Origin of the sequence: Streptomyces sp. BE303 (assembly GCF_036290945.1) — a bacterium.
Classification (GTDB): Bacteria; Actinomycetota; Actinomycetes; order Streptomycetales; family Streptomycetaceae; genus Kitasatospora.
The window spans coordinates 1-365 of the sequence record NZ_JAQYWZ010000597.1; the positions used below are offsets into that span (position 1 = coordinate 1).

The 365-nt window shown below is 67.9% G+C and carries 1 pseudogene; it reads right to left on the reverse strand.

Annotation, left to right across the window (positions count from 1 at the left end):
• Window positions 1-365, reverse strand: a pseudogene (locus tag PUR56_RS13335) (hypothetical protein); the annotation flags it as partial.

Genomic DNA, 365 nt, shown 5'->3' on the forward strand with positions numbered 1-365 from the left:
AGGGTCTCGTGCCGCATCGCCAGGACCATCTTGATGATGCCGGCGACACCGGCCGCCGCCTGCGTGTGGCCGATGTTGGACTTCACCGACCCGAGCCAGAGCGGGTCACCACCGTCACGGTCCTGACCGTAGGTGGCCAGTAGGGCCTGGGCCTCGATGGGGTCGCCGAGCGTCGTGCCGGTGCCGTGCGCCTCGACCGCGTCGACGACCTGCGGGTTCAACCCCGCCTGCGACAACGCCGACCGCAACACCCGCTCCACCGACCGACCGTACGTCGCCCTCACACCTTAACACACAACGTCCTGATAGACAGACGTGCAAACCACCACCGACAGGACCTGCCGACCGGCAGCCCTCGCAGACGA